Origin of the sequence: Arthrobacter pascens (assembly GCF_030816475.1) — a bacterium.
Lineage (GTDB): Bacteria > Actinomycetota > Actinomycetes > Actinomycetales > Micrococcaceae > Arthrobacter > Arthrobacter pascens_B.
The window spans coordinates 1,411,969-1,438,008 of the sequence record NZ_JAUSXF010000001.1; the positions used below are offsets into that span (position 1 = coordinate 1,411,969).

Consider the following 26,040-nt stretch of genomic DNA (forward strand, 5'->3'; position numbering starts at 1 on the left):
ACCGGATGACACAGCAGACGAAGCGCGCAGCCTCCCCGCTCGCCCCCGCCTGGCTTGCGGTTCCCGAGGACCTGAATGCCCTCCCCGAACCCATCTGGGCCGGTGGTGTGGAGCGGGACAACGACGGCGTCCTCGCCGTTGACGGACTCTCCGTGACCGCGCTGAAGGAACAATTCGGCACCCCGCTCTTCGTGATGGACGAATCCGACTTCCGTTCCCGCGCGCGCGCCTTCAAGCACGCCTTCGACGAGGCCTTCGCAGACATCTGCGGGGGAGTGGATGTGTATTACGCCGGCAAATCCTTCCTCTGCACGGCCGTTGCCGCCTGGGTGGCCGAAGAAGGGCTGCGCCTGGACACCTGTTCCGGCGGAGAGCTGGCGGTGGCCGCCCGGGCCGGCATCAAGGGCGAAAACCTGGGCCTGCACGGCAATAACAAGTCAGACGCCGAGATCAGCCGTGCCCTGGACATGGAACTGGGTCGCATCGTTGTGGACAGCCTGGACGAGCTGGAGCGTGTCGCCAAAATCGCGTCGGCACGCGGCGGCAGGGCCAAGGTCATGCTGCGGCTGACTCCGGGCGTCCACGCACACACCCATGAATTCATTGCCACCGCGCATGAGGACCAGAAATTCGGCCTCTCCATGGCCGAGGATTCGACCGAGCAGGCCGGCCTGTCCGCAGCAGAGGAAGCGGTGGCGGCGGCCACGAGCTACTCAAGCATCGAACTGCTGGGCCTGCACTGCCACATTGGCTCGCAGATCTTCGAACCCGACGGCTTCGCCCTGGCCGCGCAGAAACTCCTGGTTTTTCTCGCCGCCATGCAGGAGAAATACTCCATCACGCTGCCGGAACTGGACCTGGGCGGCGGTTACGGGATTGCCTACACGCCTGTTGACACCCCCCGCCCTCCAGCGGAGATCGCGACGGCGATGGCCGCCGTCGTACGTTCCACCTGTGCGGAACTCGGCATCACCGCTCCCAGGATTTCAATCGAGCCGGGACGCGCAATCGTGGGCAGCACCACCTTCACGCTGTATGAGGTCGGCACACTGAAGACCGTCCGCGTTGACGCTCCGGCGTCCGGATCCGGAAAAACGGCCGAAACCGCTGACAAAAACGTTACGCACCCGCGCCGGTATGTGTCAGTCGACGGCGGCATGAGCGACAACGCCCGCCCGGTGCTCTACGACGCGGATTATTCGGCGATTCTTGCCTCCCGGACGTCCTCCGCGGCTCCGCAGTTGTCCCGAGTGGTGGGCAAACATTGCGAGAGCGGCGACATAGTTGTTAGAGATGTATATCTGCCCGAGGACGTGGCAGCCGGTGATCTGCTTGCTGTACCGGGTACCGGCGCCTACTGCTGGGCCCTGTCGAGTAACTACAACTATCTGGCCCGGCCGGGCGTTGTCGCGGTGCGCGACGGAAATGCCCGGCTGATTGTCCGCGGGGAAACCGAAGAAGATTTGCTCAACCGCGACATGGGAGTCTGAATGACGGAAATGCGAACCCTGAAAGTGGCCCTGCTGGGCTGTGGCAACGTTGGGGCCCAGGTAGCGCGGATTCTCATTGAGGACGCCGACGCCCTTGCCGCCCGGACCGGTGCCCGCCTGCAGCTCAGCGGCATTGCAGTGCGCAATGTCAACGGCCGCCGCGACGTGGACCTGCCCCAGGAACTGTTCACCACCGACGCCGACACCCTGGTCAAGGATGCCGACCTCGTCATCGAGCTGATGGGCGGCATCGAGCCTGCCCGCACGCTGATCCTCTCCGCGCTGAGCAACGGCGCCTGCGTTGTCACCGGCAACAAGGCGCTCCTGGCCCAGGACGGACCCACCCTCTACGAAGAGGCCGACAAAGCCGGGGTACAGCTGTCCTACGAAGCCGCCGTGGCCGGCGCCATCCCCATCCTGCGCCCCATCCGTGACAGCCTGTCCGGCGACCGCATCACCCGGGTACTGGGCATCGTCAACGGCACCACCAACTTCATCCTGGACCAGATGGACTCCACCGGGGCCCAGTTCGCCGACGCCCTGGCCGAGGCCCAGCGCCTGGGGTATGCGGAAGCAGACCCCACCGCTGACGTCGAGGGCCACGACGCCGCCGCCAAAGCTGCGATCCTTGCCTCGCTGTCCTTCCACACCCGCTTTGCCCTCGAGAACGTCCACTGCGAGGGCATCTCGTCCGTCAGCGCTGCCGACATCGCAGCGGCCAAGGACGCAGGCTTCGTGATCAAGCTGCTGGCGATCGCCGAAAAGCTCACGGATGCTGACGGCGGCGAAGGCGTTTCTGTCCGCGTCCACCCCACGCTCCTGCCGCGTGAGCACCCGCTGGCCGCCGTCCGTGGCGCCTTCAACGCCGTGTTCATTGAGGCTGAAAACGCCGGCGAGCTGATGTTCTACGGTCAGGGCGCCGGCGGAACCCCGACGGCGTCTGCCGTCCTGGGCGACCTCGTCTCCGCTGCCCGCCGCCTGGTCCTCGGTGGACCAGGCCGCACCGAAACCACCACCGGCCATGTTCCGGCACTGCCCATCGCCGCCGCCATCACCAGCTACTACATCGGCCTCGACGTGGCCGACCAGCCCGGCGTCCTCGCGAAGATCGCCCAGCTGTTCGCTGAGCACGGCGTCTCCATCGAAATCATGCGGCAAACCATCCACCGGGACGCCGAGTCCATGGTGGAGTCGGCCGAACTGCGGATCGTCACCCACCGCGCATCAGAGGCCGCCCTTGCGGCCACCGTCCAGGCCGTGAAGGGCCTGGACGTCATCAATTCAGTTACATCCGTTCTGCGGGTAGAAGGAGTCTAAGTGGCTCACCAATGGCGCGGCGTTATCCGCGAATACGCTGACCGTCTTCCCGTGACGGAATCCACCCGGGTCATCACCCTCGGCGAGGGCGGCACTCCGCTAGTGCACGCGCAGAAGCTCTCGGAACTGACAGGTTCGACCGTGTACCTGAAGGTCGAGGGAATGAACCCCACCGGCTCGTTCAAGGACCGCGGCATGACCATGGCCATGACGGCCGCCGTTGCCTCCGGCGCCCAGGCTGTCGTCTGTGCGTCCACCGGCAACACCTCCGCCTCCGCCGCGGCCTACGCAACAGCAGCCGGGCTGAAGTGCGCAGTCCTGGTGCCCGAAGGCAAGATCTCCATGGGCAAGCTCAGCCAGGCCATCGCGCACGGCGCCACGCTGCTCCAGGTTGATGGCAACTTCGACAACTGCCTGGACATTGCCCGGAAGCTGGGGGAGTCCTACCCGGTCTTCCTGGTCAACTCCGTTAACCCTGCCCGCATCCAGGGCCAGAAGACCGGAGCGTTCGAGATTGTCGATGCCCTCGGCGACGCTCCGGACATCCATGTGCTCCCCGTAGGTAACGCCGGCAACATCACGGCGTACTGGAAGGGGTACAAGGAGTACTCGGCACCGTTCGAATCCGAGACTGCCGGCATCCTGCCTGCGGTGTCGACCAAGACCCCGCAGATGTGGGGCTACCAGGCGGCCGGCGCGGCTCCGTTCGTGGCGGGGCACCCCATCACGGAACCTGACACCATCGCCACCGCCATCCGGATCGGCAACCCCGCATCCTGGGACGGTGCCATCGCCGCCCGCGACGAGTCCGGCGGCTTCATCGACGCCGTGACGGACGAGCAGATCCTGGACGCCCACCGCTGGCTTTCGTCCCGCGAAGGTGTCTTTGTGGAGCCCGGCTCCGCAGCCGGTGTCGCCGGGCTGCTCAAGAAGCACGCCGCCGGTGAGGTTCCTGCAGGCAAAACCATCGTCATCACGGTCACCGGCCACGGCCTCAAGGATCCCCAGTGGGCCCTTCGCACCGAAGACGGCAGCGACGTACAGCCGGTCAAGGTCTCCAACGACGTGGTGACGGTTGCGGCCGAATTGGGACTGGAAGAAAAATAGCGTGGACACCACCTCGCAGACCACTGTTGGGCTGCCACTTATCGACGCCGGACAGAGTGTAACGGTCCGGGTCCCGGCCACCAGTGCGAACCTCGGCCCGGGCTATGACAGCCTGGGCCTGGCGCTGGCGCTGCATGACACCCTGACGGTGGAAACGCTCCAGACGGACGAACTGTTGTTCGAGCTGAGCGGCGAGGGGGCCGATACCCTTCCCCGGGATGCAAGCCACCTGGTCATAAGAGCCATGGAAGCGGCCTTTGCGCGGCTGGGCTACCGCCATGGCGGCCTGAAGATCACGGCGGAAAACGTCAACCCCCACGGCCGGGGCCTGGGGTCTTCGGCAGCGGCCGTGGTGGCTGCTGTTTCCGCAGCCAATGTCCTGGTACCGCCTCACGTACGGCGGGACCTGGACTGGATCCTCCAGCTCACCAGTGAGCTGGAGGGGCATCCGGACAACGTCGCACCCGCGATTTTCGGTGGACTGGCGCTGTCCTGGCAGGACAGTGACCGGTACAGCAGCACCTGTGCGGCCGTAGTCAGTTCCGTGATCCCGGTGGTGGCAGTTCCCGATTTCGAGCTGTCCACTGAAGCCGCCCGCGCGTTGCTGCCGGCATCCGTGGGACACCACGCAGCCGCCATGAACTCCGGCCGCGCGGCCCTGCTGATCCACGCCCTGACGCAGAAACCGGAATTCCTGCACGCGGGAACGGAGGACTACCTCCACCAGAGTTACCGGGCGGCGGCCATGCGTCCCAGCGCTGCCCTCATTTCGGCATTGCGGAAATCCGGGCGTGCAGCTGTGGTCTCCGGTGCCGGACCCACGGTGCTGGTGCTGGCCAACGGGGAGGCCGAAGCCGCCGATGTGGCTGAGTTCATCGAAACGTTCACCGCGGCGAACACGCCCGACATCGCCTGGCGCGTGATGAAGCTGGCAGTCGACGTCGAAGGTGCTAAGGTGGACTTGCACCGGCGGTAATTCCGCCTATCTGATCTGCAACTGCATCAGTTGTTGATTGATCTCTTACTGCGCAATATTTTCCGGTGCCGCCTGCTTGGTCTGTCGCAGGAATCTGCAGCATTCATCTGTCTGCCCCTGAACCGTCAGTCCGGCGTTCCGTTAAGACGGAACGTAAGGTGAATCAACATCCGGCCCTGCTGGCCGAAATCCAACCGGCAAGGCCGAACATCGCGGCTGCAGATCTGAACTGCAGCCCAGATCAAATCATCGCGTCCAGCTCCCAGTCTGGACGCCGTCGAGGGGGAAGGATCCTTCGTGACCGAAACCACTGAGCTGTCTCCAGCTGTGGAACTATCATCTTCTGCTGCCGGAGCTTCAACGGCCGCACCCGCCAAGAGCAGCGGCCTCGCCGGCCTGAAGCTCGCCCAGCTGCAGGCGCTTGCCAGCCAGCTGGGTATTTCCGGCGGTTCCCGCATGCGTAAGGGAGACCTGGTCTCGGCCATTTCCGCCCACCGCGCGGGTACTCCAGCCACCAAGGCTCCGGCCAAGGGAGCTGAGAAGGCGAGCACGAACAACGCGGCTCCGGCAGCCTCCGCACCGTCGGCAGCAGCCAGCGAGACCCCGGAGGCCCCGGCCGCCGAAGGGACCCGGGCACGTGGCCGCGGCCGCAGCCGCAGGGCCGGAAGCGACGGCGTAGTCGCCGGCACCGCGTCGGACGCGGCACCCGCTGAGGCTCCCGTCGTCGAAGCCCCGGCAGCCGCAACCGCCGTCGAGGCGCCAGCCGACGGCGCGGGCGAGCGTCGCCAGCCCCGCACCCGCAACCGCCGTCGCGGTGAAGCGGCAGCCACCGAACTCCAGGCAACGGACGCCGTTGAGGCCCCGGCCGAGCAGCGTGCCGCCGGGACCGAGAACCAGCAGGGCGAGAGCCAGCCTGGTGAGGCACAGGCAACCGAGACCGTCGAGGCCGGTCAGCGTTCGGACCGCCGCGAAAGCGGCCGCACCCGTGGCATCCGTGACAACGGCGCACGGGACGGCTCCTCCCGCGACGCTGCTTCCTCCCGCGACGCTGCGTCCTCCCGCGACACTGCGGTGCGCGAAGAACCGGCCCGCGAGAACGCAGGCAGCCGCGAGGCCGGCCAGCGCGACGGCAACCGCCGCGAGGACACCCGCGAAATCGGCCGTGAGAGCCGCGACAGCGACGATTCAGACGGCGGCAGCCGCCGGAACCGCCGGAACCGGCGTGACCGGAACGACCGCAACGACCGCAATGACCGCTCCGGCGGCCAGGACAGCCGGGACAACAACTCCCGCAACGACCGTTTCCGTGACCGCAACGACCGTCGCCGCGGACGCGCCCAGGGGCCGGACGTCGACGACGTCGAGGTCACCGAGGACGACGTCCTGCTGCCCGTCGCAGGCATCCTGGACGTGCTGGAAAACTATGCGTTCATCCGCACCTCCGGCTACCTGCCGGGCCCGAATGACGTGTACGTATCCCTCGCACAGGTCAAGAAGTACAACCTGCGCAAGGGCGACGCCGTCGTCGGTGCCATCCGCGCCCCGCGGGACGGCGAAGACCGCAGCCAGCAGTCCGCCCGCCAGAAGTTCAACGCCCTGGTCCGCGTCACATCGGTGAACGGCAAGACCGGTGAGGAACTCAAGGACCGTGTCGAGTTCGCCAAGCTGGTCCCGCTCTACCCGTCCGAGCGCCTGCGCCTGGAGACTGACCCCAAGAAGATCGGCCCCCGCGTCATCGACCTGGTTGCCCCGATCGGCAAGGGCCAGCGCGGCCTGATCGTCTCGCCTCCCAAGGCTGGCAAAACGCTCATCCTGCAGTCCATCGCGAACGCCATCACCACCAACAATCCTGAGGTCCACCTCATGATGGTGCTGGTTGATGAACGCCCCGAAGAAGTTACGGACATGCAGCGCACCGTCAAGGGCGAGGTCATTGCCTCCACCTTCGACCGTCCCGCAGACGACCACACCACCGTGGCCGAGCTCTCGATCGAACGCGCCAAGCGCCTCGTGGAAATGGGCATGGACGTAGTCGTGCTCCTGGACTCCATGACCCGCCTGGGCCGGGCCTACAACCTGGCAGCCCCGGCTTCCGGCCGCATCCTGTCCGGTGGTGTCGACTCCGCAGCCCTGTACCCGCCCAAGCGGTTCTTCGGTGCAGCCCGCAACATCGAAAACGGCGGCTCGCTGACCATCCTGGCAACGGCGCTCGTCGAGACCGGATCCAAGATGGACGAGGTCATCTTCGAAGAGTTCAAGGGCACCGGCAACATGGAGCTCCGCCTGTCCCGCCAGCTGGCGGACAAGCGCATCTTCCCGGCCGTGGACGTCAACGCGTCCGGTACCCGTCGCGAAGAGAACCTGCTTTCCCCCGAGGAAGTCAAGATCATGTGGAAGCTGCGCCGCGTCCTCTCCGGACTCGAAACGCAGCAGAGCCTTGAGCTGCTGACCAACAAGATCCGGGAGACCCAGAGCAACGTCGAGTTCCTCATGCAGGTCCAGAAGACGACGCTTGGTGCAAAGTCGGATAACGACAAGTAGCTGAGCTCACCGCTCAAAGTGTGCCGGCCTATGGTCGGCACACTTTGAGCGGTTGCTGTTTAACCAATCTCTCCGCTTCAAAGCAACGCGGAGTCAGATAACGCCCGTCCCGGCGGTTTTTATGGGCTGTAAGTGACCCCGCGTTGCAGTTATTAGACTTGTATGAGTCGAAAGAGGTTTTGAAAAATGTTTGAGTCCGTACAGGGCCTGCTTGATGAGCATGATGCTATCCAGGCGCAGCTGGGGGATCCTGCTGTTTATGCTGACCAGCGGCTGGCGCGGAAGTTGGGCCGGCGTTCGGCGCAGCTGAACGGCATCGTGGAGGCTTACCACAAGTGGGAAGCGATCCGGGATGACCTTGCTGCCGCGAAGGAAATGGCAGGGGAGGATCCTGAGTTTGCTGCCGAGGTGCCGGAACTGGAGGCTGCGCTGGAGACCGCTTCCGCGAAGCTGCGCCGGCTGCTCATTCCCCGTGACCCTGACGATGCCCGCAACGTGATCCTCGAGGTCAAGGGCGGCGAAGGCGGCGACGAGGCCGCGCTGTTCGCCGGGGACTTGCTGCGGATGTACACCCGGTACGCGGAATCCCGCGGCTGGAAGACTGAACTTATCTCGGCCACCGAATCCGACCTCGGCGGCTACAAGGACGTCCAGATGGCCGTCAAGGGCAACTCGAACGATCCTGCCGAAGGCGTTTACGCGCGGCTGAAGTTCGAAGGCGGAGTGCACCGCGTCCAGCGTGTTCCCGTCACCGAATCCCAGGGCCGCATCCACACGTCGGCTGCGGGCGTGCTGGTGCTCCCCGAAGTGGATGAGCCTGAAGAGCTCGAGATCAACCAGAACGACCTCAAGATTGACGTCTACAGGTCATCGGGTCCCGGTGGCCAGTCCGTGAACACTACTGACTCGGCTGTCCGGATCACCCACCTTCCCACCGGGATCGTGGTGGCCATGCAGAACGAAAAGTCCCAGCTGCAGAACCGTGAAGCTGGCATGCGGGTCCTGCGCGCCCGCATCCTGGCGCATCAGCAGGAGCAGATCGACGCGGAGAACTCGGCCCAGCGGAAGTCCCAGATCCGGACCATGGACCGCTCGGAACGCATCCGCACCTACAACTACCCGGAAAACCGGATCGCTGACCACCGCACCGGCTACAAGGCGTACAACCTGGACCAGGTCATGAACGGCGACCTGGAACCGGTGATTCAGTCCGCCATCGAGATGGACGAACAGGCACGCCTGGACGCCATCGGCGAATAGCCGCGGGACCAGATGACAACCGGCTCGGGGCAGTCCCTGGCAGCTGCCATCAGCGAGGCCACGGCGATCCTGCGGGACGCCGGGGTTCCCAGCCCGCGCGTCGACGCCGAACTTCTGGCTGACCACCTGCTGGGAGTCGGCCTGGGCAGGTTGAGGGCCCTGATGCTTGGCGATACTCCCGCGCCGGAGGGGTATGGCGAACTGGTGGCCGAACGGGCGCGACGGATTCCCCTGCAGCACATCACCGGCGTCGCACATTTCCGCTACCTCGAGCTTGCCGTGGGGCCCGGCGTCTTCATTCCGCGCCCTGAGACGGAGTCCGTGGTCCAGCTCGTCATCGACCATGTCAAAGGGATGAGCCGCCCACGGATCGTGGATTTGGGCACCGGCTCGGGAGCAATTGCCGGTTCCATCGCCCGCGAGGTGCCCGGCGCCGAAGTCCACGCCGTGGAGTACAGCGCGTTCGCGCACGCCTGGGCCGCAAAGAATCTGGCGCCGCTGGGTGTCCACCTCGTCCTGGGGGACCTGCGGAACGCACTTCCGGAACTCAACGGAACGTTCGACGTCGTGGTTTCCAACCCGCCCTACATCCCCGCTGAAGCAGTCCCGATCGAGCCCGAAGTAGCGCTGCACGATCCGCCGGAGGCGTTATACGGCGGGGGAGCGGACGGCATGGAACTCCCGACGGCGGCAGCGGCCTCGGCTGCGCGGCTGCTGGTGCCCGGGGGCTACTTCGTCATGGAACATGCTGAAGTCCAGGCCGGGTGGATCGCCACCATGATGAAGCGGGCAGGTGTCTGGACCGGGATCTCCACCCACCTGGACCTCAACGGCAAGGAACGCGCCACCAGCGCTTTGCTTTCCGGTCCGGACCACGAGTGATGAAAGAATAGGCCAGTGACCACAACCTACGACTGCACGTCCGACGATCAGCGCGCCCTGGGACTGGAACATGCCCAGCGTGCCATCAGCGAAAAGAAGTGCGTGGTGTTCCCCACGGACACGGTGTACGGGATCGCCGCCGACGCCTTCTCGCCGCAGGCCGTGACCATGCTGCTGGTCTCGAAAGGACGGGGCCGCAGCATGCCCCCGCCCGTGCTGATCCCGCGGCTTAATGCCCTGGATGGACTGGCCACTGATGTCTCCGCGGACGCCCGCAAGCTCGCCGAAGCCTTCTGGCCAGGGGGCCTGACCCTGATCCTGCACGCCCAGCCCTCGCTGGACTGGGACCTTGGGGAGACCAAGGGCACGGTGGCCCTGCGCATGCCGGCGGATGAGGTGGCGCAGGAGCTGCTGACCCTTACCGGTCCGCTGGCAGTGTCGTCGGCAAACCGGACCGGCCAGGCGGCGGCGCAGACTGCCGAGGAGGCACGCGCACAGCTTGCCGAATCGGTTGAGGTCTACCTCGAGGGCGGTCTTCGCCCGCTCGGAGGAGCTGATGCACTGCCCTCCACCATTGTGGATGCCACCGGTCCCCACCTGCGCGTGGTCCGCGACGGCGCAGTGACACTGGAGCAGCTGCGCGAGCACGTGCCGGGTGTCCTGGGGATCGGCGAGGTCCCGCCGGCTGAGGAACTGCCTGCGGCAGCAGAGCCTGAAGATCAGCCTGTCGTGGAATCCCAGGCAGCAGAGCCCCAGGAACAGCCCGTGGTGGAATCCCAGGCAGCAGCGCGCCCCGCGCCTGTGAGGGACCCGGACGCCGGATGACCCTGGCCAGGCAGCACATCCCGGTCCTGGGCGTTGATGCCACTCCGCTGAAGGTTCCGGAGCTGATGGATGTACTGGAGGAGTTCGTTGCCGACGGAACCCTGCGTACCGTTGTCGGACATAACCTTCACAGCGTCACGCTGACGCATTCCGACGCCGGATTCCGCGCGCTGTATGAACAGAGTGATGTGGTGCTCCTGGACGGGGCGCCCGTGCTGTGGCTGTGGAGCAAGTCTGGGGCAGCGGCGGGACCGGTGATGGAATACAGGCTGGGCTCCACTGACTGGATACCCGCGCTGGGCCGGATCCGCGGCCTGGAACGGATCGCCATCCTCGGTGCCGGGCCTGAGGCGAATGCCGGTGCGGTCAGGAGGCTGGAAAGCATTGTGCCGTCCGCGCAGGTGGCGGGCCTGCCGGGTGAAGGCTGGAACCACGACGTCGAGAAAGCCGCCGTCGCTTGGCTTGAGGAAGTGCGCCCGCAGCTTGTGCTGCTGGGACTGGGCATGCCGCTGCAGGAATCCGTGCTCCGGCGCCAGCTGGATGTCCTGCCGCCGGCCATCTACTGCACTGTGGGCGGAGCCATCGAGCAGCTGGCGGGTATCCAGAAGCTGGCCCCGCGGTGGCTGGGGAGGCTTGGCTTTGAGTGGGCGTGGCGTCTGCTGTTGCATCCGCGCAGGGTCGCTTACAGGGTTTTCGTGGAGCCCTGGGTCCTGGCCGGGCTGCTGATTCGCCGCCGGCTCCAGCGGCGTTAGAACTTCCGGTCCTCCAGCCGCCCTAGAACTTCTGGTCCTCCAGCGGAGCGAAGCCTTTGGCCCGCAGGCCGGTAGTGAAGGACCTGGCCCAGCTGACAAGGCCGGGGAGATCGCGGCGCTGCAGGAAGTACCCCAGGTAGCCGCCGACGTCAGCAACCAGGGAGCGGACCCTGAAATAGCGCCGGATCAGGTAGCCGCGGTTGCGGTAATAGTAGTAGCGCTTGAAGGCCGATTCGGGCACGATGACGTGCCAGCGGGCACCGAAGACGTGCTTGGTCTCGGTGAAGGCGTGCGGGTGGGTGACGGCGGTGGTGGTTACGGTGCCGAAACGGATCCCCGCTTTGCGGAGCCTGATGGTGAAGTCCACTTCGTCGCCCCGGATGAACAGGCGTATGTCCGGCAGGCCCACCTTGAAAAACACGTCCGACCGGATGAGCGCACCGTTGAAGAAGTGTCCATCGTCCGGGAGGAATCCGACTCTCTCCAGTTCAGAGCGGTCGTGCGTGACTTTTCCATCGATCCGGAAGAAGAAGGAAAGACGGTCCGGGTGCCCGGGCGCCACCACCAGGGGGACCACCGCCTCCAGGTTGCGGCTTTCTGCTTCCCGCAGCAGCGTGGCGAGGCATTCAGGATCTCCGGGCTCGGCGTCGTCGTCCATCATCCAGATCCAGTCGGCACCGCTGGCGACGGCCTTTAATGCGGCAAGGGCAAAACCGCCGGCGCCGCCGAGATTGGCCTCAGAACGGACATAGTCCACGTTAGGGTGCCGCTCGGCAATGTCCCGGGCCGGGTTCGTGCCGCTGTCCACCAGGCAAATGGTGTCCACTGTGGCGGACTGGGCGTTGATGGAGTCCAGCAGGACGGCCAGCTCTTTGTGACGGTCAAACGTCACGGCAGCAACTGCAACGCGCATCGGTATGGGATTCCTTTCAGCGTGGCCTTCAGGGGATTCCCCGTTCGCGATGCGCCGTGTGGCGCGAAGCCATGGAGCCGTTGGCGCTAGTATCTTGACTAGAGTCCACTGTAATACAGCCCTGTAAGGCACTGCGTACAAGAAAAAACGTACTGCCTGCTGCGCGCCCGGCGACGGAGAAGTTTCATTTTTGGAAAGACAGATCCCCGGCAAGTGAGCCCACCGATAGAGTACCGACCGCTCCGGCGGCTACCCTGCACTGTCGCGATTCCCCCGGTTGAACCGGACACTGACGAAATGGCCGCCATCGCATGATTATGTATCTGCTCATGGGCCTGACGGCTGCCGTCGTGTCCTATGCCGCCACATGGGGTGCCCGGGTAATCGGGAACAGGCTTGAACTCCACATGCCCATTCGCAGCCGGGATATGCACTCCATCCCTGTAACGCGGCTCGGCGGAGTCGCCATCTTCCTGGGTGTCATGGTCGCGCTGATTGTGGCCAGCCAATCCTTTTTTGTGAAGGACATCTACCGGAACAATTTTTCCCCGTGGGGAATCCTCGCCGGAGCCGCGTTGATCGTGCTGGTAGGCGTGGCGGATGACCTGCTGGACATCCGTTGGTGGGTAAAGCTCATCGGCCAGAGTGCGGCTGCCCTGGTGGTGGCCATCTGGGGAGTCCAGATGACAATTGTCCCCTGGGTACCGGATCCTATCTCCCTGGAGAATGAGATGGTTCGGGTGGTCCTGACCGCCGGGCTGATCGTGACCACCATGAACGCCTTCAATTTCATCGACGGGCTGGACGGGCTGGCTGCAGGTGTGGCCGTCATTGGCGGCACGGCGTTCTTCTTCACTGCTTACTGGGTGCACCGTACATCAGTCATTCTCGATAAATCCGACCTGGCCACGCTGATTACGGTGGTCCTCGTGGGCAGCTGCGTCGGCTTCCTGCCGCACAACTGGTTCCCCTCCAAAATCTTCATGGGCGATTCCGGGGCAATGCTGATCGGGCTGCTGATGGCCTCCGCCGGCGTGGTGTCCACAGGCCAGATCACCTCAGGCCTGTACGACCGGGCCAACGGTATTTCCACCGTCATTCCGATCCTCCTGCCGTTCGCAGTGCTCTTCCTGCCGCTGCTTGACTTAGGCCTGGCTGTTGTCCGGCGCACCGCACGCGGACGTTCTCCCTGGTCTGCGGACCGCGGCCACCTCCATCACAAGCTGCTGGATATCGGCTATTCACACCGGACCGTCGTGATCCTGATGTACCTCTGGACCTGCGTGCTGTCCTTCGGGGGACTGGCCTTCGCGGTCTTCCCGTGGCAGATCGTGCTTGCGGTGGACATCTTTGCCACCTTGGTTATGGGCCTGGTGACGGCCTGGCCGTACCTCAGCCGCAGAAGTGAACAACCACTTACGTAACCGCTTCGGCAATTATTTCTATCTCGTGTAGAATTTGAGGGCAGCCACAGCTGCCCTCCACCCGCCCTCCCCAGGCACCGACGATTGGGATCCCATGACCTCCAACGCCGAGTCCGGACATGCGTCCGGCAACGGATCCGTTGGCGTTTCCGGTCCCACCCGGTCGTTGTGGCTCCGCCTGCTGCTGCTTAGCTCGGCGGCGGGTGCCGGCGCCATTATCCTGACCGGAATTCCGGCCGTGATCATGAACGGCGCCGAGGGGATTCTGTCCAGTACTTTTGGCGGCCTGCTGGTGATGCTGTTCTTCGCGATCAGTCTCCTGGTGGGTCACTTCATGGGACGCAACAACCCTTCCGGCGCCATCGGCATGTTCGTGGCGACATACTTCGTCAAGGTAGTCGGTTTCGCTGTGGTGCTTTTTGCCCTCGGGGCGCCTCCATGGCTTCACGGCCGATGGTTCCTAATCGGTGCCGTTGCCACAGTTGTGCTGTGGCAGGCAGCCGAGATATACGGGTTCAGCAAGTCCCGTCTCCAGATTTACAACGATCCCGAAGCCAAGGAGGTGCGCGATGTCTGAGCGGAAACGGTCCGGTAGAAGCGTTCCCTCCAAGTCCTCGGGAACCGGTTCCGCGCCAGGGGTGTCGGCAGAAAACAGCGACGGCGGATACAACGCCGGAATGGCCGTCTTCAGCTACATCATTGGCGGAATCATCGTCTGGAGTTTGATAGGGTGGGGTCTGGATAATCTGTGGGGAACCCGCTGGATCGTGCTCGCAGGCGCTCTGCTCGGAGCTGCCGGAGGATTTTATCTTTCCCACATGCACGGCCTTACCAGTCACAGAAACACAGCCGGTAAGAGCGGCGCGGGCGACGATAGCGGCCCGTCCGCGGACAGAAACACTAATGCCAAATAATTTCACACGGGGATCGGCGGAGCGCAAATCCGTACATCCCCAACCAACGCCCAATGACGGACACTGCAGAGAGGAAACGCGTTGATCGCGCTTGCGCTCCCGGCCCAAGATTCAGGAGAGTTCAATCCTCCTGGAATTGAACAATTGCACCTGCCGGCTATCTTGCCGTGGGGGGTGGCGGACGGATTCTCCAAGCAGATGCTGCTGGTCATCCTGTCTGTCGTCATTATCGCCACATTCTTTCTGCTAGCTGCGCGGAAGCAGCAGCTTGTCCCCGGGAAGCTCCAGTTCGCTGGTGAAATGGCCTATGGCTTCGTGCGTAACAGCATTGCCAAGGACATTATCGGCGGCAAGGACTTCATGAAGTACGTCCCGCTGCTGTTCAGCCTCTTTTTCTTTATCCTGGTGAACAACATTTACGGCGCTATCCCCGTAATCCAGCTTCCCAGCTTCTCGCATGTCGGCGGCGCCTACGTCCTCGCCGGCATCGTTTATGTCACCTGGATCGCGATTGGCGTCAAGAAGAACGGCATCAAGTACTTCAAGCTGGCCACCGTGCCGTCTGGCGTCCCGTTCTACATCCTGCCGATCGTGATCCCGATTGAGATCATCTCGAACTTCCTGGTCCGGCCCGTCACGCATAGCCTCCGTCTTTTTGCCACGATGCTGGCCGGCCACCTGATTGTCATGATCGCCGGATCGGGCATCGAGTTCCTTGTCATGCAGGAAAACGTTCTGCTCAAGGGCGCCTCGGTACTGGTCCTGGGCGGCTCGCTCGCCATGTACATGCTCGAGGCGCTGATCATGGCTCTGCAGGCGTACGTCTTCACTCTGCTCACGGCAATCTACATTGAAGGCGCCCTGCACGCGGACAGCCACTAGGCACCCACAAAACTTCCCCTCACGGGGATGAAGCAACCCAAACAACCTGCCACAGAGTTGGCATCTTGAAAGGAAGAAAAATGGAAGGCTCCATCAACGGCTCCCTCAACCTCATCGGCTATGGCCTCTCGGCAATCGGCGGTGGTATCGGTGTGGGTCTCGTGTTCGCCGCCTACATCAACGGTGTGGCACGTCAGCCGGAAGCCCAGCGCGTCCTGCAGCCGATCGCGTTCCTCGGCCTCGCGCTGACTGAAGCCCTCGCCATCCTGGGCCTGGTCTTCGCTTTCGTTCTCAAGTAAACCTTCAGAACCTAGCGACCATCCAGAACCGAGTAGATAAGGACGGGTGAAATATGAATCAGCTGATCATCTCAGCCGCCGCTGAAGGGGACACCAACCCCCTCGTTCCCAACGTCTGGGAAATGTTTGTCGTCCTCGTCGGCTTTGCCGTCCTCTTCTTCATCGTGGTCAAGTTTGTCGTCCCGATGTTCGAGAAGACGTTCGCAGAGCGTGCCGAGGCCATTGAAGGTGGCATTGCCAAGGCCGAAAAGGCGCAGGCGGAGGCATCTGCTGCCCTCGAGGAGTACAAGCAGCAGCTCACGGATGCCCGCGCCGAAGCCAACCGCATCCGCGAGGAAGCACGTGCAGAAGGCGCTCAGATCCTTGCCGATCTGAAGGAGAAAGCGGCGGCAGAGTCTGCCCGCATCACTGCCCAGGCGCACGTGCAGATCGAATCGGAGCGCCAGGCGGCAGTTGTCTCCCTGCGGTCCGAGGTCGGCACGCTGGCCACCACGCTGGCGGGGCGCATCGTTGGCGAAGCGCTCAACGATGACGAGCGTGCGGCCCGAGTGGTTGACCGCTTCCTGGCAGATCTGGAGTCCGAGAACGCAGGTGCAGCTAAATAATGGCAGGTGTATCGAGCGAATCGCTGACCACGGCCCTGACCGCACTGGAAGCCAGGCTTCCAACAGCGTCGCTGCAGTTGGCTAAGGAACTCTTCGGAATCCTGGGAACGGTGGACAGCTCGGCTGGCTTGCGCCGCGCGCTGACTGACCCGTCCCGCAGCGGTGACGAAAAGTCGGCGCTGGTCAAGCAGTTGGTTGGCGGGAAAGTCTCCGCTGAGGCTGCGGAAATCGCGGCCGGACTGGCCAGTTCGCGCTGGGCATCCGCCAGAGATATCGGCGATGCACTCGAGACTCTTGCCGCGACGGTCGTCATTGCCGTTGCTGAAAACAAGTCGGCTGTTTCTGCCTCCGGAATCTCCGGACTGGAAGATCTGGAGAACGATCTGTTCTCCTTCAACCAGACCGTTGCCTCCAGCCATGAGGCACAACGTGCTCTGTCTGAACCGCAGGCTAGTGCTGCAGCAAAGACCACTCTGGCTGAGAAGCTGGTCCCCGGGGCCAGCGAGGAAGCGAAAGTCCTCATCGGCCAGGCAGCGTCGCAGCCCCGTGGCATCAAGCCCACCAGGCTTGTGGCCAGGTTCGCCGAGCTGGCGGCCAAGCGGCAGCAGCGTTGGATTGCAACAGTCAGTGTTACCCGTCCCTTGACGGAAACCCAGGAAAGCCGCCTCCAGGCGGGGCTCAATGCCCTGTACGGGCGCGAGCTAAAAATCAACACGAACGTTGATCCTGCGCTGATCGGTGGAATCCGTGTCCAGGTGGGTGACGAAGTGCTGGATGCTTCTGTTCTCACCCGTCTGGGCCAGCTTCAGCGCCAACTGGCCGGCTAGCCGGACAAGCACAACATCATTGATAGAAACCCCGGTCATCGTGAGCAACGATGATCACGAAAACAGGAGAGCAGGGACTGCAGATGGCCGAATTGACCATCAACGCCGACGACGTCCGTATTGCGTTGAACGAGTTCGCGGCGTCCTACGAACCCGGAAACGCTGAGCGCGTAGAGGTTGGCCGCGTGACCGCCGCAAGTGACGGCATCGCCCGTGTTGAGGGCCTTCCCTCGGTCATGGCGAATGAGCTGCTTCGCTTTGAAGACGGCACACTGGGCCTGGCCCAGAACCTCGACGTCCGCGAAATCGGCGTCATCGTGCTCGGTGACTTCACCGGAATCGAAGAAGGCCAGGAGGTCCACCGGACCGGCGAGATCCTTTCCGTCCCCGTGGGAGACGCGTTCCTTGGACGCGTCGTCGACCCTCTGGGCCAGCCGATCGATGACCTCGGCGAGATCAAGGCTGAAACCACCCGTGCGCTTGAGCTTCAGGCACCCGGCGTCACCCAGCGCAAGTCGGTCCACGAACCGATGCAAACCGGGCTCAAGGCCATCGACGCCATGATTCCGATTGGCCGCGGCCAGCGTCAGCTCATCATCGGTGACCGACAGACGGGCAAGACGGCCATCGCCGTGGACACCATCATCAACCAGAAGGCCAACTGGGCTTCCGGGGACGTGACCAAGCAGGTCCGCTGCGTCTATGTTGGCGTTGGCCAGAAGGCTTCCACCATCGCGGCCGTCCGGCAGACCCTTGAGGACCACGGAGCGCTCGAGTACACCACCATCGTGGCGTCTCCTGCTTCAGACCCCGCCGGCTTCAAGTACCTGGCACCCTACGCCGGTTCGGCCATCGGCCAGCACTGGATGTACGGCGGCAAGCACGTTCTGGTGATCTTCGATGACCTGTCCAAGCAGGCCGAGGCATACCGTGCAGTTTCGCTGCTGCTGCGTCGCCCGCCGGGCCGCGAAGCCTACCCGGGCGATGTCTTCTACTTGCACTCCCGCTTGCTCGAACGTTGCGCAAAGCTTTCCGACGAGCTGGGCGCCGGCTCCATGACCGGGCTGCCGATCGTTGAGACCAAGGCAAACGACGTCTCGGCTTACATCCCGACTAACGTGATCTCGATCACTGACGGTCAGATATTCCTTCAGTCGGACCTCTTCAACGCCAACCAGCGCCCCGCTGTCGATGTGGGTGTCTCGGTCTCCCGCGTTGGTGGTGCGGCCCAGGTCAAGTCCATGAAGTCGGTCTCCGGTACCTTGAAGCTGGACCTTGCCCAGTACCGCGACATGCAGGCCTTTGCCATGTTCGCCTCGGACCTGGATGCGGCCTCGCGCCAGCAGCTGACCCGTGGTGCCCGCCTGATGGAACTGCTCAAGCAGGGCCAGTACTCGCCGTTCCCGGTCGAGGACCAGGTTGTGTCCATCTGGGCCGGAACCAAGGGATACCTCGACGACGTGCCGGTTGAAGACGTTCGGCGCTTCGAGTCCGAGTTCCTGGAACACCTGAAGCACAAGTCCTCGATCCTGACCACACTGGCCCAGACCAACAAGCTGGACGACGACACCTCAGAAGCACTGAAGACCGCAATCGTGGAATTCAAGAAGGGCTTCTTCGGCGAAGGCGACAACCACCTGGTTGGTGCCGGCCACGAGGAGCACGACGCCATCTCAGAAGGCGACGTCGACCAGGAAAAGATCGTTAAGCAGAAGCGCTAGTTCCGCTGGACGGGGGTGCCGGATCCAAAGGGGTCCGGCACCCCCGGTCAGATGGAATCTTAGGAAAGGATAAGTATGGGAGCCCAGATCCGGGTCTACCGCCAGAAGATCAGCTCGACCACGTCGATGCGCAAGATCTTCAAGGCGATGGAACTGATCGCTACCTCGCGCATCGGCAAGGCCCGGGCGCGCGTAGCAGCTTCACTGCCTTACGCGAACGCGATCACGCGCGCCGTTTCTGCTGTCGCCAGCCAAAGCGAAATCGACCACCCGCTGACCACTGAGCCGGATCAGATCCGCCGCGCCGCTGTCCTGGTAATCACCTCGGACCGCGGCCTGGCAGGTTCCTACTCCGCGAGTGTGCTCAAGCAGGCGGAAGGTCTCAACGAGCTGCTCCACGCTGAAGGCAAGGAAGTCAAGACCTACCTCGTCGGCCGCAAGGCGCAGGCATACTACGAGTTCCGGAACCGCACTTACGCGCGGGTCTGGACCGGCAACACTGATGCGCCCGAGTTCGGCACTGCCCGTGAAGTTGGCGAAGCACTGCTGGCCGAGTTTGCAATGGACTTTGAAGAGGGCGGCGTGGATGAAATCCATGTTGTCTACACCCGCTTCAAGTCCATGGTGACCCAGGAGCCCACGGTCATCCGTCTCCTCCCGCTCGAAGTAGTGGAGGAGCAGGTCCATTCCGAGTCGGAGCTCCTGCCGCTGTACGAATTCGAGCCGGAAGCGGAGCAGGTACTTGATGCACTGCTTCCGCGCTACATCGAATCGCGCATCTTCGCCGCCATGTTGCAGGCAGCAGCTTCCGAGCTCGCAGCCCGCCAGCGTGCGATGAAGTCCGCTGGCGACAACGCGACGGACCTCATCAAGAAGTACACGCGTCTGCGCAACACGGCCCGCCAGGCTGAAATTACGCAGGAGCTTTCCGAAATTGTTGCCGGTGCAGACGCCCTGGCGTCCTGACTTGCATCCTTTCGGCACCAGCTGGACCTGCACCACAACAGATAAACTTAACCCCACGCCATCTACTGAGTGAAGTGAGAGAGATGACTGCCACTGCTACCGAACACGTAGCCGCAACGTCCGGTGCCACCGGCCGTATTGCCCGTGTTATTGGCCCGGTTGTCGACGTCGAATTCCCGGCTGACGCAATCCCGTCTATTTACAACGCACTCACCACCGAGATTACCCTCAACGGTGAGACCAAGACCATCACGTTCGAGACCTCCCAGCACCTGGGTGACAACCTCGTCCGCGCCATCGCACTGCAGGCCACTGACGGACTTGTCCGCGGCACGTCCGTGGTCGACAGTGGCGCACCGATCTCCGTACCCGTAGGCGACGGCGTCAAGGGCCACATCTTCAATGTCCTGGGGCAGCCGCTGGATGTTGCAGAGTCGGAACTTGAGATCAGCGAACGCTGGCCGATTCACCGCAAGGCCCCGGCCTTCGCGACCCTCGAGGGCTCCACCGAAATGCTGGAAACCGGCATCAAGGTCATCGACCTTCTCACCCCGTACATCAAGGGTGGAAAGATCGGCCTCTTCGGCGGCGCCGGTGTTGGCAAGACCGTCCTGATCCAGGAAATGATCACCCGTGTTGCCCGCAACTTCGGTGGTACCTCGGTATTCGCCGGCGTCGGCGAGCGTACCCGTGAGGGCAACGACCTCTGGGTCGAAATGGAAGAGGCAAACGTCCTCAAGGACACGGCCCTTGTATTCGGCCAGATGGATGAGCCGCCGGGAACCCGGTTGAGGGTGGCCTTGTCCGCTCTGACCATGGCGGAGTACTTCCGCGATGTGCAGAACCAGGACGTGTTGCTCTTCATCGACAACATCTTCCGGTTCACACAGGCCGGTTCCGAGGTTTCAACCCTTCTTGGCCGTATGCCTTCAGCTGTGGGCTACCAGCCGAACCTGGCTGACGAGATGGGCCTCCTGCAGGAGCGCATTACGTCCACCAAGGGCCACTCCATCACCTCGATGCAGGCCATCTACGTTCCCGCAGATGACTACACCGACCCGGCTCCGGCAACGACCTTCGCACACCTCGACGCGACCACGGAACTTTCCCGTGAAATCGCCTCCCGTGGTCTGTACCCGGCCGTCGACCCGCTGACGTCCACTTCCCGAATCCTGGATCCCCAGTACATCGGCAAGGATCACTACAACACGGCTGTCCGTGTCAAGCAGATCCTGCAGAAGAACAAGGAACTCCAGGACATCATCGCCATCCTTGGCGTTGACGAACTCTCGGAAGAGGACAAGATCGTCGTGTCGCGTGCACGCCGCATCCAGCAGTTCCTGTCCCAGAACACCTACACCGCCAAGCAGTTCACCGGCGTCGAGGGCTCCACTGTGTCCATCAAGGACACTGTTGAAGGCTTCACCGCAATCTGTGACGGCGACCTTGACCACATCGCAGAGCAGGCGTTCTTCAACGTCGGCGGCCTGGATGACGTCGAGCGCCAGTGGGCCAAGATCCAGGAACAGACCAAGTAATATGGCTGAGCTTGAGGTTGAGATTGTCGCAGCGGACCACTTTGTGTGGTCCGGAGCGGCCAAGATGGTCAAGGCCCGCACCAGCGATGGTGAAATCGGAATCCTGCCCGGCCACTCGCCCCTGCTGGCGATCCTGGCCGAAGGTGAACTGGCGATCCAGCCGGTTTCCGGTGACCGTATTGCCGTAGTTGTTGACGGCGGATTCTTCTCCGTCGACAACGATCGCGTGGTTATTGTTGCTGACAACGCCCAGCTGGGTGACGCGGCTACTGCTGGGATCCGCTAGCACGACCTTGATGGACGCTCCGAGTCTTCCGTTCATCGCACTGGCAGTCACATTCGGACTGCTGATATTTGCACTGTGTCTTTCCGGGGTGCGCCGCTTCAATCTGCGGCGCGCCCTGGGCACAGTGGACGCCTCCATTTGCATGGCTGGAAACAGCTGGCAGATGGGGGTTTGTCGTTATCAGGACAACGATCTGGAATGGTTCCGGCTGCTCTCGCTGAGCGTCCGGCCCAAACACCGGTTCAAACGGAGTTCCCTTGAACTCCTGGGGCGCCGCAACCCGACGGAGGCTGAGGCCGTCAAGGTCCAGCCCGACGTCGTGATCGTGGAGCTGAGTTATGAAGGCCAGGATCTGAAGCTGGCAATGAAGTTCGACGCCTATACCGGGCTGTCCTCCTGGCTTGAGGCCGGGCCGGTCATCGGCGTGGGTACCTGGCGCTAACCGTCGTGGATTTTGTCGCCGATGTGCGCCTGACCGATGGTCCGGTTCTCTGGGCTGCCTGGATCCTCGGTGCGGCTGCAGCACTCTATCTCACCTGGCCCACCCCCGCTCTGAGTACCCGCCGCTCGCTGGTGAACGTGGTTTCCTCCGTCATCGCAGGTGCCGTCGTCGTGGCCATTGTGCACTGGGCATTGATTGACTACTTCTCCACCTTTCCTGAAAATATCCCCCTTGAAGTCCTCACTTGGTGCGTCCCCGCAGTCGCCGCCCTGGTCCTCATGCTCCTGCGGCTGCCGCGGAGTTCATGGCGGCAGCGAAGCCTGGGGCTGGTGGCCTTCGTACTCGTGGGGCTGCTGTGCACGGTACAGGTCAATGCCTACTTCGGCCTCAATCGGACGGTGAGCGACCTCATGGGCACTGCCGTAGCCAGGATCAGCACGCTGGAGCCTGCCCTCACGCACCAGCCGGGCGCCGCGGCTGCCGTCCCGCTCAACGGCTGGCAGCCGAGCAGTGAGCTCCCGAAGGAGGGTGCGCTGCGGAAGGCAAATATTCCCGGCACGGCTTCCGGCCTGTCCACCCGTGACGCCTACCTCTACCTGCCGCCCGCCTATTTTGCAGCCAACCGGCCTGCGCTTCCCGTGCTGCTCCTGTTCTCGGGCCAGCCTGGTGGCCCGGCCGACTGGCTGTCCGGGGGAGCCCTTCGAGCGCACATGGATGACTTTGCCGCCGCTCACGGCGGGGTGGCGCCAGTTGTTGTGGTGGCGGATCCAAACGGTTCCCAGCAGGCAAATACACTCTGCCTGGACAGCAGGATCGCTCATGCTGACACCTACTTATCCAAGGATGTGCCCGCCTGGATCGCTAACACTTTGGATGTCAGCCCTGACCACCGCCACTGGGCTGTGGGCGGATTTTCCTTTGGCGCAACCTGCGCACTCCAGATGGGTACCCGGCATCCGGACGTCTACCGTTCTGTACTGGCGTTTTCGAGCGAGCTGGAACCAGCCCTTGCCAAGGAGCGGCAGAAGACCGTCGACGCCTCATTCCCGGGGGACACTGCCGCCTTTGACCGGCAGACGCCCCTGGCCGTGATGGCAAAGTCGCATTTCGATTCCAGCGCAGCCTACTTCGCGGCCGGCGAGCGTGACCCGGAGTTCATTGGATATATGAAGACCTTGTCCGACGCCGCCCAAAAAGCCGGGTTCAGGGTCGAGTCGAAGCGGGTGCAGTTTGCCGGCCATTCCTGGGATACGCCATCCAAGGGAATGGCGGACGGCCTGGCGTTCCTGGCCGACCGTTGGGGGCTGAAGACGTGACCGCCGGGGGCGGAATCCGAACGGCCGGACTGGCGTGGGCGACCGTGGGCCGGCCCGCGCTTCGCAGGGCCGTGGCGCGACTGCGTTCAGTGCCGTTCACCCTTGCTCTGCTCGCTGTCTTCCTCCTCACGGGCGCGATCACCGGCAGCTTCCTGGGCGGTCCGCCGGAATCAATGCTTGACGTTGCTGCCGTCAGCGGGCCGGGGCTGAAGTCCGGCTACTGGTGGTCCATCTTCACATCGCTGTTCTTTGCCACGAACCCCCTCGCCTACCTTGCGGCATCCCTGATGATCCTCGTTCTCGTCGGCGTGGCGGAGAAGAGGCTGGGGGCGCTTGCCACTGCAGTGCTGTTCTTTGGCGGCCAGTTCGCTTCCGTCACCGTTTTCCTCCTGCTCACCCAGGTGGCGCGCTACACGGGGGACGGCTGGCTTGGACTCATGGCGGACAACAGCCTGATTGGCCCCTATGCAGCCGTCCTGACCGTGTCCCTGGCCGCGAGCGGCCGGCTCCCGGTCCTTTGGACGCGGAGACTCAGGACCACAGTGCTTTCCATATCCCTGCTGCTGGTTCTCTATGTGGGGCACGCCGAGACGGTGATTGGCTTTTTGGGTGCGGTTTTGGGCCTCGGGGCAGCGTGGTGGATGCGCGGCGAGCACGGCCAGTTGCACCTGCCCCGCTCAACCGGCCGCGAGACCAGGAACCTCCTGGCCATGACCGCCGCTGTGTTCGCCGTGGGCCCCATCCTGACGGCTGTTGCAGCGACGCCCACGGGTCCGCTGGCCATGCTGCGCGACGTGGTCCTGAACCCGTTGCCTACGCTGAGCCAGCTTGAGTTCAATTGCGGCGCGACCGTGGAGGCATCCTGCCTGGAAGCCGGACGGCAAGGCTTCGCAGGGCCCTTCGGACTCGCGCTTGCCGTGGTTCCCGTGGTCCTGCTGCTGATCTGCGCTGACGGGATGCGCCGCGGCCGCAGGATGGCCCTGAACATCACCCTGGTCCTCCAACTGGCAGTTGCAGCATTGGCAGCTGTCTACCTTGGCTTGTTCGCCCTGATCCCGCATTATCCGACGCGCCCGCATACTGCGGCCATGGGCTCCGGTTTTGCCCACATCCTTCCGCTGGTGACAGTGCCGTTGTTGCTGGCAGTTCTTTTGTGGGCCAACCGCCGCCAGTTCAGGGTGGAGACCGTTCCATCTGCCCGCCGGATGCTTGCTGCCGTGGTGGGCGGCGTGTGGCTGGTCTTCTCGGTCAGCTATGCCCTGGCCTGGGCGGCGGCCGGAGGCATGTCGCGTGATGGAGGACTGCTGGGCCTGCTTGCGGAGCTGTCGCGACAGTACCTTCCGATTCCGCTCCCCAACCTGTACCGGCGGGTGTTCGCCGACCGCAACAGCCTGGAATCTGTCATCTTTGCCTATTCCGGGCCGGTCTTCTGGCTGGTCGCCCTGGCAGGAGTCTGGTGGGTGCTGCTGGGCCGCCACCACAATAGCGATTCCGGCGGGAGCGGGCGCGCGATGGCACGGGCCTTCCTGCACCAGGGCGGGGATTCGCTGTCCTGGATGGCACTCTGGGAGCCCAACAGATACTGGTTCAGTCCCGACGGCGGGGGTGCCGTGGCGTACCAGCAGCATGGAAGTGTCGCGCTCACACTTGCAGGCCCGTTCGGCCCCCGGCAAAACCATCAGGCCGTGGCCGAAGGATTTCTGGCCCATTGCGGCAGCCATGCCCTCATTCCGGCGTTCTACTCCTGCGGTGACGGCTTGTGGCCGCTGCTCCATGCGCGGGGCTTCCGTCGGGTGGCCGTGGCGCAGGAGACCAGGCTCGCCGTGAGGGAGCTCGAGTTCAAGGGCAAGGAGTGGCAGAACGTCCGCACTGCCCTGAACCGGGCGGAGAAGCTCGGCGTCAAGGCGGTCTGGGGAACCTACCACGGGCTGCCGGCTGCTCTTCGTGCCCGGCTCAGTGAGGTGTCGGAAGATTGGGCCGCCGCCAAATCCGTTCCGGAAATGGGTTTTACACTGGGCGGCGTTGATGAACTGATGGACGACGAGGTGTTGTGCTGCCTTGCTGTGGACGGTGAGGGCAACGTGCATGGCGTCACCAGTTGGCTTCCCGTGTACGACGGCGGCACGCTGGTCAGCCGTACGCTGGATGTTATGCGCCGGGCACCAGAGGGGTTTCCGGGCGTCATGGAATTCCTGATCGCGTCAGCAGTCCTGGAATTGCGGAAAACGGTGGGCGTCATCTCCCTTTCCGGATCTCCGCTGGCCCAGCTTCCCGATGAACAGGAGGCGGGGGAGCCCCGGGAGAACATGCCCGCCGAAAACCTGCTCCGCATCCTGGACGTCGTCGGCCACGCGTTAGAGCCGGTTTACGGGTTCCGTTCCCTGGCGGCATTCAAATCGCGTTTCAAGCCCGACTACCGCACCCTTTACCTGTATTACCAGGATCCGCTGCAGCTGCCGGCCATCGGCCGGGCCCTGACCCGTGCCTACCTGCCCGGGCTCTCGCTCCGGCAGGGCGCCCGGCTTCTACGTGGACGGGTGAGTTGAGGGCTTTGATAGTTCAGGTTTTGAAAACATTTGTGACAACTTATGTCTCGGCAATATCAATTGACCAGACCAGTTCCCGGACATTGGTCCGGTCGCCGGGAGTAATGCGTTAGCGGGGCAATAGCTCAGCATCACAAATAACGGACAGTCAACGGGCAAAAAGTGGTCCCCCACACGAATGCGGGGGACCAATAATTCGAGGAAGGGCGCC

The 26,040-nt window shown here is 63.6% G+C and carries 24 protein-coding genes; 23 read left to right on the forward strand and 1 reads right to left on the reverse strand.

What is annotated here, in order from left to right:
* The first annotated feature begins 5 nt into the window (after positions 1-5).
* The 9 genes from lysA to QFZ40_RS06590 all read left to right on the forward strand — a co-directional run bounded on the left by lysA (position 6) and on the right by QFZ40_RS06590 (position 11,150).
* A complete protein-coding gene (gene lysA, locus QFZ40_RS06550; protein WP_306903497.1) occupies positions 6-1,490 on the forward strand; it encodes a diaminopimelate decarboxylase in 1,485 nt (494 codons plus the stop codon).
* Complete coding sequence (locus QFZ40_RS06555; RefSeq protein ID WP_306903498.1) at positions 1,491-2,807, forward strand: homoserine dehydrogenase; 1,317 nt, start codon at positions 1,491-1,493, stop codon at positions 2,805-2,807.
* The gene (gene thrC / locus QFZ40_RS06560) at positions 2,808-3,914 is read left to right on the forward strand and encodes a threonine synthase (RefSeq protein ID WP_306903499.1); all 1,107 of its coding nucleotides are present in this window, start codon (positions 2,808-2,810) and stop codon (positions 3,912-3,914) included. It begins immediately after the preceding gene.
* Position 3,915: 1 nt separating this feature from the next.
* Positions 3,916-4,890 carry a homoserine kinase gene (gene thrB / locus QFZ40_RS06565; protein WP_306903500.1) on the forward strand — a complete coding sequence of 325 codons (975 nt, stop codon included), beginning with the start codon at positions 3,916-3,918 and terminating at the stop codon, positions 4,888-4,890.
* A gap of 297 nt (positions 4,891-5,187) precedes the next feature.
* On the forward strand, positions 5,188-7,431 hold the full coding sequence (rho, locus tag QFZ40_RS06570; RefSeq protein ID WP_306903501.1) for a transcription termination factor Rho: 2,244 nt from the start codon (positions 5,188-5,190) through the stop codon (positions 7,429-7,431).
* Positions 7,432-7,617: 186 nt separating this feature from the next.
* On the forward strand, positions 7,618-8,691 hold the full coding sequence (prfA, locus tag QFZ40_RS06575; RefSeq protein ID WP_306903502.1) for a peptide chain release factor 1: 1,074 nt from the start codon (positions 7,618-7,620) through the stop codon (positions 8,689-8,691).
* 12 nt (positions 8,692-8,703) lie between these two features.
* The gene (gene prmC / locus QFZ40_RS06580) at positions 8,704-9,573 is read left to right on the forward strand and encodes a peptide chain release factor N(5)-glutamine methyltransferase (RefSeq protein WP_306903503.1); all 870 of its coding nucleotides are present in this window, start codon (positions 8,704-8,706) and stop codon (positions 9,571-9,573) included.
* A gap of 15 nt (positions 9,574-9,588) precedes the next feature.
* On the forward strand, positions 9,589-10,398 hold the full coding sequence (locus QFZ40_RS06585; RefSeq protein ID WP_306903505.1) for an L-threonylcarbamoyladenylate synthase: 810 nt from the start codon (positions 9,589-9,591) through the stop codon (positions 10,396-10,398).
* On the forward strand, positions 10,395-11,150 hold the full coding sequence (locus QFZ40_RS06590) for a WecB/TagA/CpsF family glycosyltransferase (RefSeq protein WP_306903507.1): 756 nt from the start codon (positions 10,395-10,397) through the stop codon (positions 11,148-11,150). The genes QFZ40_RS06585 and QFZ40_RS06590 overlap by 4 nt, the downstream gene beginning before the upstream one ends.
* 22 nt (positions 11,151-11,172) lie before the next feature.
* On the opposite strand, the gene QFZ40_RS06595 is transcribed toward QFZ40_RS06590, so the two are convergent.
* Positions 11,173-12,069 carry a glycosyltransferase gene (locus QFZ40_RS06595; RefSeq protein WP_306906843.1) on the reverse strand — a complete coding sequence of 299 codons (897 nt, stop codon included), beginning with the start codon at positions 12,067-12,069 and terminating at the stop codon, positions 11,173-11,175.
* A gap of 305 nt (positions 12,070-12,374) precedes the next feature.
* Here QFZ40_RS06595 and QFZ40_RS06600 point away from each other — a divergent pair, with 305 nt between their 5' ends.
* The 14 genes from QFZ40_RS06600 to QFZ40_RS06665 all read left to right on the forward strand — a co-directional run bounded on the left by QFZ40_RS06600 (position 12,375) and on the right by QFZ40_RS06665 (position 25,829).
* Positions 12,375-13,487 carry an MraY family glycosyltransferase gene (locus tag QFZ40_RS06600; protein ID WP_306903508.1) on the forward strand — a complete coding sequence of 371 codons (1,113 nt, stop codon included), beginning with the start codon at positions 12,375-12,377 and terminating at the stop codon, positions 13,485-13,487.
* Between the two features lie 94 nt (positions 13,488-13,581).
* Positions 13,582-14,064, forward strand: coding sequence for a hypothetical protein (locus QFZ40_RS06605; protein WP_306903510.1), 483 nt, complete (start codon positions 13,582-13,584; stop codon positions 14,062-14,064).
* A complete protein-coding gene (locus tag QFZ40_RS06610; protein ID WP_306903512.1) occupies positions 14,057-14,401 on the forward strand; it encodes a hypothetical protein in 345 nt (114 codons plus the stop codon). The genes QFZ40_RS06605 and QFZ40_RS06610 overlap by 8 nt, the downstream gene beginning before the upstream one ends.
* Positions 14,402-14,482: 81 nt before the next feature.
* The gene (gene atpB / locus QFZ40_RS06615; RefSeq protein WP_214960123.1) at positions 14,483-15,283 is read left to right on the forward strand and encodes a F0F1 ATP synthase subunit A; all 801 of its coding nucleotides are present in this window, start codon (positions 14,483-14,485) and stop codon (positions 15,281-15,283) included.
* Between the two features lie 80 nt (positions 15,284-15,363).
* Positions 15,364-15,582 (forward strand): ATP synthase F0 subunit C, encoded by a 219-nt coding sequence (atpE, locus tag QFZ40_RS06620; protein ID WP_003804776.1) that lies wholly within the window; start codon positions 15,364-15,366, stop codon positions 15,580-15,582.
* A gap of 53 nt (positions 15,583-15,635) precedes the next feature.
* On the forward strand, positions 15,636-16,187 hold the full coding sequence (locus QFZ40_RS06625; RefSeq protein ID WP_306903513.1) for a F0F1 ATP synthase subunit B: 552 nt from the start codon (positions 15,636-15,638) through the stop codon (positions 16,185-16,187).
* Positions 16,187-17,014: a F0F1 ATP synthase subunit delta gene (locus tag QFZ40_RS06630; protein ID WP_306903514.1), complete on the forward strand. Its 828-nt coding sequence runs from the start codon at positions 16,187-16,189 to the stop codon at positions 17,012-17,014. The genes QFZ40_RS06625 and QFZ40_RS06630 overlap by 1 nt, the downstream gene beginning before the upstream one ends.
* Positions 17,015-17,097: 83 nt before the next feature.
* Positions 17,098-18,735 (forward strand): F0F1 ATP synthase subunit alpha, encoded by a 1,638-nt coding sequence (gene atpA, locus QFZ40_RS06635; protein WP_306906844.1) that lies wholly within the window; start codon positions 17,098-17,100, stop codon positions 18,733-18,735.
* A gap of 75 nt (positions 18,736-18,810) precedes the next feature.
* Complete coding sequence (locus QFZ40_RS06640) at positions 18,811-19,701, forward strand: F0F1 ATP synthase subunit gamma (protein ID WP_306903515.1); 891 nt, start codon at positions 18,811-18,813, stop codon at positions 19,699-19,701.
* A gap of 83 nt (positions 19,702-19,784) precedes the next feature.
* Positions 19,785-21,239: a F0F1 ATP synthase subunit beta gene (atpD, locus tag QFZ40_RS06645; RefSeq protein ID WP_306903516.1), complete on the forward strand. Its 1,455-nt coding sequence runs from the start codon at positions 19,785-19,787 to the stop codon at positions 21,237-21,239.
* A 1-nt stretch (position 21,240) separates the two neighbouring features.
* The gene (locus QFZ40_RS06650; protein ID WP_306903517.1) at positions 21,241-21,525 is read left to right on the forward strand and encodes a F0F1 ATP synthase subunit epsilon; all 285 of its coding nucleotides are present in this window, start codon (positions 21,241-21,243) and stop codon (positions 21,523-21,525) included.
* Positions 21,526-21,535: 10 nt separating this feature from the next.
* On the forward strand, positions 21,536-21,967 hold the full coding sequence (locus QFZ40_RS06655; protein WP_306903518.1) for a DUF2550 domain-containing protein: 432 nt from the start codon (positions 21,536-21,538) through the stop codon (positions 21,965-21,967).
* 5 nt (positions 21,968-21,972) lie between these two features.
* Complete coding sequence (locus tag QFZ40_RS06660) at positions 21,973-23,283, forward strand: alpha/beta hydrolase (RefSeq protein ID WP_306903519.1); 1,311 nt, start codon at positions 21,973-21,975, stop codon at positions 23,281-23,283.
* Positions 23,280-25,829 carry a bifunctional lysylphosphatidylglycerol flippase/synthetase MprF gene (locus QFZ40_RS06665; protein WP_306903520.1) on the forward strand — a complete coding sequence of 850 codons (2,550 nt, stop codon included), beginning with the start codon at positions 23,280-23,282 and terminating at the stop codon, positions 25,827-25,829. Before QFZ40_RS06660 ends, QFZ40_RS06665 begins: the two co-directional genes overlap by 4 nt.
* Positions 25,830-26,040: the final 211 nt, after the last annotated feature.